This is a genomic window from Thalassospira lohafexi (genome assembly GCF_002844275.1).
Lineage (GTDB): Bacteria > Pseudomonadota > Alphaproteobacteria > Rhodospirillales > Thalassospiraceae > Thalassospira > Thalassospira lohafexi.
This window is the reverse complement of record NZ_NXGX01000005.1, coordinates 511,332-520,157: the sequence shown is the minus strand read 5'-3', so window position 1 is coordinate 520,157 and position 8,826 is coordinate 511,332. Positions and strand designations below refer to the sequence as shown.

Annotated in this window: 6 protein-coding genes; 4 read left to right on the top strand and 2 right to left on the bottom strand. The window is 53.3% G+C overall.

From position 1 onward, the window contains the following. Positions 1-211 precede the first annotated feature (211 nt). Positions 212-1,162, bottom strand: a complete 951-nt coding sequence (locus COO92_RS14865) for a GlxA family transcriptional regulator (protein WP_276307567.1) — start codon at positions 1,160-1,162, stop codon at positions 212-214. Positions 1,163-1,254: 92 nt separating this feature from the next. Between COO92_RS14865 and bcoG the strand changes: the two genes are divergently transcribed. The 4 genes from bcoG (at position 1,255) to COO92_RS14845 (ending at position 6,714) form a co-directional block, all read left to right on the top strand. Continuing rightward, positions 1,255-2,166: a 3-dehydrocarnitine:acetyl-CoA trimethylamine transferase BcoG gene (gene bcoG, locus COO92_RS14860; RefSeq protein ID WP_101303313.1), complete on the top strand. Its 912-nt coding sequence runs from the start codon at positions 1,255-1,257 to the stop codon at positions 2,164-2,166. Beyond that, the gene (locus COO92_RS14855; protein ID WP_101303311.1) at positions 2,166-3,623 is read left to right on the top strand and encodes a carnitine 3-dehydrogenase; all 1,458 of its coding nucleotides are present in this window, start codon (positions 2,166-2,168) and stop codon (positions 3,621-3,623) included. Before bcoG ends, COO92_RS14855 begins: the two co-directional genes overlap by 1 nt. A gap of 113 nt (positions 3,624-3,736) precedes the next feature. Beyond that, positions 3,737-4,672 (top strand): alpha/beta hydrolase, encoded by a 936-nt coding sequence (locus tag COO92_RS14850; RefSeq protein WP_101303309.1) that lies wholly within the window; start codon positions 3,737-3,739, stop codon positions 4,670-4,672. 221 nt (positions 4,673-4,893) lie between these two features. After that, complete coding sequence (locus COO92_RS14845) at positions 4,894-6,714, top strand: autotransporter outer membrane beta-barrel domain-containing protein (RefSeq protein ID WP_101303307.1); 1,821 nt, start codon at positions 4,894-4,896, stop codon at positions 6,712-6,714. Between the two features lie 88 nt (positions 6,715-6,802). On the opposite strand, the gene COO92_RS14840 is transcribed toward COO92_RS14845, so the two are convergent. Further along, on the bottom strand, positions 6,803-8,809 hold the full coding sequence (locus COO92_RS14840) for a CocE/NonD family hydrolase (RefSeq protein WP_101303305.1): 2,007 nt from the start codon (positions 8,807-8,809) through the stop codon (positions 6,803-6,805). Between the last annotated feature and the right edge of the window lie 17 nt (positions 8,810-8,826).

Genomic DNA, 8,826 nt, shown 5'->3' with positions numbered 1-8,826 from the left:
TGGTTTCGAAGGAACCGTGCACCCAGTGGGTGCGCGTAAGTCCTGAGAAAGGACGTCAAGAAATCGCTCCAGTGGAGCGATTTTAAGCTGAAGGTTGAGCACGGCGGAGCCGCGCGCAGACTGCGGCGTCCCAGATCCTCTAACCCATCCATCATTCGACCATGTGGTGTCTTACTATGTCGGGCATGGGTAAATAGTTTTACGGGAACGCCTAGTTTTTCCGGATGGCACGGATGGTGGTGCCGAACGTTTTGGAAAAGGCCCGACTTAGTGTTGCACTGCTTGTGAAACCTGTTTTAAGGGCGATGGTGCTAAGCGAAAAGTCGGTTCCCCGCGCGAGGTCACGTGCCCGACCAAGGCGTAGCATTTGATAGTATTTTCCCGGTGATATTTGTAAGTTGTCCTGAAACACGCGGTCGAGGCTACGCAGTGAACATCCCGCCTGTTTTGCAATATCCTTAAGCGGTATCGGTGTTTCGATACGTGACATCATTGCGCCAACTGCGCGGCGTAGATCGTCCCCACCTGCCCCGTGTAACCGGTCCGCACCGCGGGTCAGGTGATATTGATTTTCCGCGTCATAGACAAACAGATTGCTGACATCAAAGGCGACGGCAGAGCCAAATTGTTGTGCCAGAATATGCAGCATCAATTCCATCACGGTTGAAGCGCCGCCCGATGTGATCATCCGACCATCTTTAATAAAGCGATCTGAACGGACAGAAATATCTGGAAATTGTTCCTGGAACTGATCGAGTTCCTGCCAATGAATGGTCGCGGTTTTTCCACTGAGCATATGGCAACAGCCAAGAAGCCAGGCGGCTGTATCAAGGCCAATAATGTTGCGGGCATGGTGCGCAGCATTTTGAAGTCGTGCGCGGATTTTAGGTGTGGTGTGATCGCGCATGCCATAACCGGAAACGATCACCAGATAGTCAATATCTGCTTTGGTGACTGTGTCAGGCAGAGATGCTTGCGGGGTGATTGTAAGACCACTGGAACTTGTGACAGGTGCCCCGTCAATTGTGCAGATCTCCCAATTTATGGCCGGACCATTGGGCAGCCCGTTGGCGGCGCGAAGCGGTTCGAGCGCACTGGCCAGCACCATGTTGGAAAATCCGTCAAACAGGACGAAAACAAATTTATGAAACTTATTTGGCATAAAATGCAAAATAAGTGACGGAATAAGCAAAATCAAATGGGATGTGGTTCGATAAGCTAAATTCATCATTTTGATCAGCAAGAGAGACCGTCATGCCCCTTACCATGAACCGCGAGGTTTTCATCACTGCTGCCGTTACCGGATCGGGTGCGACACAGGACAAATCCCACCATGTGCCAAGATCGCCGGCACAAATCGCCGCCAGCGCGATTGATGCTGCCAAGGCGGGGGCGGCTGTTGTGCATTGTCATGTGCGCGATCCTGAAACGGGCGCGCCGTCGCGTGATCTGGGGCATTATCGTGAATTGACCGAACGTGTCAGGGCGGCGGACGTTGATGTTGTCCTGAACCTGACGGCAGGTATGGGCGGGGATATTGTTTTTGGATCAACTGAGGCACCGCTGCCCGTCAACAAAGATGCCACCGATATGATCGGCGCTACGGAGCGTATGGCCCATATTGCGGACTGTTTGCCGGAAATCTGCACCCTTGATTGCGGGACAATGAACTTTGCCGAAGCCGACTACGTCATGACCAATACACCGGGCATGTTACGTGCCATGGGACAGATGATGACTGATCTTGGTGTCAAACCGGAGATCGAAGCCTTTGATACCGGACATCTGTGGTTTGCCAAACAACTCGTCTCTGAAGGCATCCTGACCAGCCCGGCATTGGTGCAGCTTTGCATGGGGATTCCATGGGGGGCACCAAATGATCTGAATACCTTCATGGCGATGGTCAACAATGTACCGTCTGACTGGGATTGGTCGGCCTTTTCGATTGGCCGTGATCAGATGCCCTATGTTGCGGCATCGGTTCTGGCGGGTGGGAATGTTCGCGTTGGACTGGAGGACAATATCTATTTGTCCAAGGGCGTTCTTGCGAGCAATGCCCAACTGGTTGAACGTGCAGTTGGTATTGTTGAGAGCATGGGCGCAAAGGTGATTGGTCCGGATGCGGTACGCAAAAGGCTTGGTCTGACCAAGCGGGAGCCACGCTAATGTCCAGTACCAATCTAAATCCCAAAAAAGCAGCAGTTGTTGGCGGCGGCGTTATCGGCGGCGGCTGGGTCGCGCGTTTCCTTTTGAATGGCTGGAACGTGTCTGTGTTTGACCCGGATCCGCAAGCAGAACGCAAAATCGGCGAAGTTATTGAAAATGCGCGCCGTAGCTTGCCCGCACTTTATGACCGCGCGCTGCCAGCAGAAGGTATTCTTACCTTTCATGATGACATGGCGAGTGCTGTCGCAGATGCGGATTGGATTCAGGAAAGTGCGCCGGAACAACTGGTGCTAAAACACAAAATTCTGGCGGATATACAGGCCCATGCGCCAAAGGATTGCCTGATCGGTTCGTCGACATCTGGTTTTAAACCAAGCGAACTACAGGAAGAATCAGATAATCCCGGTCAGATCGTTGTCGCCCATCCGTTTAACCCGGTTTATCTGTTGCCGTTGATCGAAGTTGTACCGTCCAAGGCGACGGATGCCGCAGCCGTTGATGCCGGGTGTGAAATACTGCGATCCGTTGGCTTGAAGCCGCTTGTCGTGCGCAAGGAGATTGATGCGCATATTGCCGACCGATTGCTTGAAGCGGTTTGGCGCGAAGGTCTTTGGTTGGTGCATGACGGAGTGGCAACCACGCAGGAAATTGATGATGCCATCCGGTTTGGCTTTGGTTTGCGTTGGGCGCAGATGGGGCTTTTTGAAACCTATCGCATTGCCGGAGGTGAAGCCGGTATGGAACATTTCATTGGGCAGTTTGGCCCGGCATTGAAATGGCCCTGGACTAAACTGATGGATGTGCCTGAACTGACCCCTGAGCTGACCGCCCGGATTGCCCAGCAATCGGACGATCAGTCCGGTCATATGACGATCCGCGAGCTTGAACGTCTGCGCGATGACAATCTTGTAGGCATGATGCGTGCGCTTAAGAAATCTGGCAGCGGTGCGGGTGGTACGATTAATAATCACGAAGCATCCCTGCACAATCATGGGTCAATTGATCACCTTCCTGTCACAGTAGATCGCCAAATCCCACAAAGCTGGACCGATTATAACGGGCATATGAACGAAGCCCATTATGTTGAAATCAGTGCACAGGCAAGCGACCGTTTCATGGAGCTCATTGGTGCAGATGCCGAGTATATAACCTCGGGAAGCAGCTATTTCACGGTTGAAAACCATGTTTGCTATGTGCAGGAAATCACTGCTGGGGATCGTATCTCTGTGACGACGCAGTTGATTAAGGGGCTGGGCAAAAAATTACATCTGTTCCATCGCCTGATGACAGTAGATGGACGGATTGCTGCAACGGTTGAGACCATGTTGCTGCATGTTGATCTTAAAACGCGCCGGACGTCTGAGCCGGGTGGGATTGTTGCGACAAATCTGGCTGAAATCGCGGCCGAGCACGATGGTTTGCCCAAGCCTGAAGAGCTTGGTCGTGCCATTGGGTAACCTTAAAACGGTTTAAGACGGGCAACAATAATGTCGTCACGGCCCCTGCAGTCTTTAACTGCGGGGGCATACGCGTTACGCTGTTGCAACTTATCCCCAAAGAGGTCCCGGTGATGTCGAATTCTGATCAGGTTTCTTCAGGCGTTATGTACGACCCAATGCCCGAAGAAGAAGGCATTCGTTCGTTTATCGCCAAATGCGATGGCTTCTTTCCCCCTGATGCGGTTGCGGCAGGCATTGATCAACAACGCAAATGGTACGATGCCCTTTGTGCGCAATTTTCCTTTCCGCATCCTGCCGGAATGCAGGGCCATGACGATGCGATTGCCGGTGTCCCGGTGCGTCATTATCGTCCCGCAGAAATGAAATCCACGAATAAGATCGTTTATATGCATGGTGGTGGTTTTGTCGTCGGATCACGCGACAGCCATGATTCAATCTGTGCTGAAATTGCCCAAGTTGCCGGGGCGGAACTGATCGCAATCGATTATCGACTGGCCCCGGAACATGTCTGGCCCGCACAGCATGATGATTGCTTTAACGTGGCGCAAAGCTTTTTGTCAGATGGCCATAAGTTGGTTTTGGTCGGCGATAGTGCTGGGGGCATGTTGGCAGCGGGTCTTGCGGTACGTGCCCGGGAAGAAGGATTTGGTGATCAGATTTTAGGGCAGGTGTTAATATACCCCGCCCTTGGCGGCGATTTGAACTGGCCAAGTTATGGTCAGATGGCGAATGCGCCGGGATTAAGTACGGATGACGTGATTTATTACCGGGATGTGCTTAAGGCCCCAATGGATGATCCATTTGCGCATGCGCTGTCAGTCGATGATTTACGCGGTCTTCCGCCAACCTATATTACCACGGCTTATTTTGATCCGTTGCGCGATGATGGGCGTGAATTTACCGCCCAACTGGCCCGTGCAGGGATCGATGTGCAATACCGCGAAGAACCGCAAATGATCCATGGCTGGCTGCGTGCCCGGCATATGAGCCCGGGGGCGAAAACAGCGTTCGGGCATCTGTGCAAAGCCATTTCGGACATGCTGTAGATCGCATAGAATACCGGTTAATTCACCTTGGGTTGAACATACACTCCCAACCAAAAAAGCGACAGAGGGCCTAAAGTCTGCGCGTGGTCGAACCGCGCGTTGTTCTTTGTTTCGCATAAAATGTTGATCTCAATTAAAATTTTAGCTATTGAGGTCACCATTCAACTCATAGTTGCTTGTGGTTAAGCCGCCTTGGTGCGGAATGGTTCGGGGGGACCTTTATGATCAATATCGCTAAATTGCCATCGTCGCTGCTTTTGGCGACGATCATCTTTTGTGGCTTTATGATCGGTGATGGGCGTGACGCATTTGCGGTAACGACGACAATCACCTGCACCAACCTCGCAGGAGCCAATGCAGCGATCGCTCATGTGACCTATGACGACAGTGCTGGCACCTGCGCCGCGGGAAACGGTAGTGACTCCAGCAACGCATTGCGCGACATCGTCTTCGAAAGCAACCTCAACACCGTCGCGATGCTATTCAGGATCGGAACCGGCGCTGCGGCGAGCAACACGGCGCATAGAGGATGTCGTATTGAAGAATTTAACGCCGCAGCTGGTGTTGCTTGCTCAAGTACCCGCAGTTTCAACGTCACTGAAACCGCGACGGTCACCATTGATGGGGAGAACGGGGCGACGATCCGAATGACCGTCAATTATGCGATTTCCGCTGGCGGACTTTCTCTGACCTACAGTAGTGCATCGGTAACCATCACGACCGTTGACGCGGCGTCTTCCGGGAGCTCGACCGCCGCGCTGCGCGCGGTTCAGGGTTCGGTGACACGGTCGCAATCCGTGATCCTCGGCCAGAATTTTGGGGCGCGCGTGGCCAATGTGTCGGCCGGTCCAGATCTCGGAACAGTGCCAGATACCACGACACAGACACAGAAATTCGGTTTTGCTTCGGCGGGCTTGCTTGATGATCCCATGGCTAAGAAAACGCGCACGGAGAGCACAACCCTAGGCGGGCTGGCGGTGCTTGCGTCTTTCGATACGTCGCGTGTGCTTGCGGCGGCGCAAACCGCTGATAGTGCAACGGATGGGCCGGAACAACGCACGCTGCTGTCTCGCGAAAGTCCGATTACGATCTGGGGGCACGGCTCCTTTACCGATATCGAGAATACGCGCAACCGGACGGGTGAGGACAGCCGTTATGACGGCAGCGTCTGGGGGTACAACCTCGGTGCGGACTATCGTTTTTCGCCTGCACTCGTGGCGGGTATGTCCGTTGGCTACGCTCAAACCGACATTACGACCACCTTTGATGGCGGCACGTATGACGAGGATACGTGGAACCTCTCGCCCTATGTGATCTATAGACCGTCGGACATGCTGACCTTCTCGGCTATCGCGGGATATGCGTTCGGGGCTGTTGCCAGAAGCCGCAATAGCACTGTGACGGGAAACACCGACAGCCAGACATGGTATCTGCAGGTCGATGCACGCCAGACTTTCCAGCCAATTGCAGATCGCCCGTTTCGGGTGACGGGCGGGCTGGGTGTATTGACGTCGCGCAATACGCTTGATGCCTACACCGAAAGTGACGGTAGCGAGGTTGCTGAATCCTCGGTCAATACCGTTCAGTTAAAGCCGAATGCCGAGCTGGCTTATTCTTTCCAGATAAGCCAGACATCTCTGACGCCATATGTGAAGGCGGGCTATATCCACGATTTTACCGACCAGACCAATGGTGATGCCGGGGCCTTTGATCTTGGCGGTGGCCTGCGGTTTGCCTCGGGCGGGACAGGTCTGTCGGGCTCAATCGAAGGCACGCGCATGGTCGGGCGTGATGACTACAGCGAATACACGCTGAGCGGTTTGGTTGCTTATGGTATTTCGTTTACGGGTCGGGATGGAAACTTTGCCGGAACTGCGTCGCCTTATGTCCGTACCAGCCTGTCTGATAGCGGCACGCCTGAAATTTCCGCTGGCGCAACGCTGACCGACCTTGATGAAAGATTTTCCAGCAAACTGAATGTCACCGGTGATCCGGCCACACGCAGCGCTGATATTCTGATCACGCTGGATCTGAAGTTCTGAAACTTGCGCAAAGTTATTGGTGTGGTGATTGATCAGGCATAAAAAAGGGCTGGATAACCGGCCCTTTTTTTTAGTTGGCGTTTGGGGATCACATGAAATTACGGGGAATGGTTTTTTCCCATTTCTTTTCAAATATTTGCTGATCATCCTCGTAGGCGATGACCCATGCGCTGACAAACCAGTTGTCACGATCACAACTGAGTTCGGCATGGCAATCTGTGCGTACCGACCATTCATCACGCTTCAAATCGCATGTCCATGCCGCCTCGCCGCGCATGCTATTGGGATCAAGCGGATTGATGGTCCAAGTTTCGCTGCGTACTGAACGGGTGGCAAGACGGGAATCTGGATGTTCGAATAAACCGGTATCTTCATAGATGCGGTATCGTGTTTCGTTCTGTGTGAGGTTGCGCTGCACACTGCGTTCAGTGCGGCTTGGCTTATGTTCGATATAGGTCGGTAACGGATCGGGGTTGTCGGGTTGCTTAACCGTAATTTTTTCATGATCGCCCAAAAGCGGCAGATCAAATTTGATTGATGATGGTGCAATGGTAAGCCCGGCATCAAAGGGCGGCGGCAAAATCATCGGCCAGTAGGATGTCGAAAGTGCCATACGAATACGATGGCCGGGTTTGAAACGATACCCACATGCATCGAGTGTCAGCGTGATTGTGACTTTCTTATCGCGCGGCATCGGTTGCGGATTGTCGTAATTCGCGGCTGGATCGCGATGCGCCAAGTTTAACACGCCAAACGAAACCCGGGTTGCCGTGCCGTCAGGATGAACATCAACAAGACGCGCGCAGAGGTTTGACCAATCTGCGTCGCATTCAAGATCAACGTTCAGCACCGGGCGCCCCAAAAGGTCGACCTCAACGTCCAGCGGGGTGGTTTCAAACACCAGCGATCCGGCATCATCGCCGCGTTGGTCAATGGCCATTTCAACGTCAGGCTTTAGGGTGAAATATTCCCCAGCAGCCGTGCCGGTATCAAGCGGTGATTTCAAATAGACATCGGCAGCGGGTATTTCATCGTCACCGGCCTCAAACGATAGTTTGCCGTTTTCAACATACATTGAACGGGTTTCAGGCGTGCTCCAGCTGTCTTTGGCAATCCAGAAGCCCGGGTCAAAATCGCGGCGTGGTGCCGGTTTGATGCCTTCAAGGATATAGGCGCGCATTTGCGGTAGGGCATCTGCACCATTATCCTCGTCACGCAGCCACTTGTTCCACCAGTTGATTGCTTCACCGGTAAAGTCGGCGCGCGGCTTGGGCCATGCGAAATGCGGGTATTTGTGCACCCACGGACCAATCAGTGCTTTGGAGCGATCAGGCATGCCTTCAATGGCGCGCATCGGCGTATTGCGATAGCCATCGGCCCATCCGGCTAACACCATGGACGGGATTTTGACCGCGTCGAAATCTTCGCAGATTGACGCATGTTTCCAGAATTCATCACGGGTCTGATGGGCCAGCCATTCTTCAAGGAAAAACGGTTCTTGCTCAAGCCGGTGTAACCACATGTTTCGCCAGTCATCACCGACCAGTGCGGGGTCAGGTGTGCGTGATTGATAGGCCAGCATGGTCGCAGCCCATGAAAGTTGCACAGCCAGATGACAACCGTTTTTATAGTGAATATCGTCGTTATATCGATCAACGGTAGAGGCAATAGAAATCACGGCCTTAAGCGCCGGAGGATTAAGGGCTGCGACCTGAAGGCAGTTAAACCCACCCCATGAAATCCCCATCATGCCGACCGATCCATTGCACCAGGATTGTTTGGTAATCCATGCAATCAGCTCAACCGCGTTGGCCAGTTCAAGTTCGGTATACTCGCCGTCGATGACGCCATCTGATTCACCCGATCCACGGATATCAACCCGGACGCCGGCGATCCCGGCCTTGGCGAATTCGGGATATGTGGACTCGTCGCGTGAACAGGTGCCATCGCCCTTGCGATAAGGCAGGAATTCAAAAACGGCTGGAACCGGATCGCTATCTGCACCATCTGGCATCCACATGCGCGCGGCAAGGCGGGTGCCGTCATTTAGGGTGACAAAGGTGTTTTCAATAACGGTAAAACTACGTTCGGACATTGTGGGGCGTCCTTTGG

Coding starts and splice junctions, on each gene's coding strand:
- COO92_RS14855 (WP_101303311.1), top strand. CDS start 2,166: ATGTCCAGTACCAATCTAAATCCCAAAAAAGCAGCAGTTGTTGGCGGC.
- COO92_RS14850 (WP_101303309.1), top strand. CDS start 3,737: ATGTCGAATTCTGATCAGGTTTCTTCAGGCGTTATGTACGACCCAATG.
- COO92_RS14840 (WP_101303305.1), bottom strand. CDS start 8,809: ATGTCCGAACGTAGTTTTACCGTTATTGAAAACACCTTTGTCACCCTA.
- COO92_RS14865 (WP_276307567.1), bottom strand. CDS start 1,162: ATGCCAAATAAGTTTCATAAATTTGTTTTCGTCCTGTTTGACGGATTT.
- bcoG (WP_101303313.1), top strand. CDS start 1,255: ATGCCCCTTACCATGAACCGCGAGGTTTTCATCACTGCTGCCGTTACC.
- COO92_RS14845 (WP_101303307.1), top strand. CDS start 4,894: ATGATCAATATCGCTAAATTGCCATCGTCGCTGCTTTTGGCGACGATC.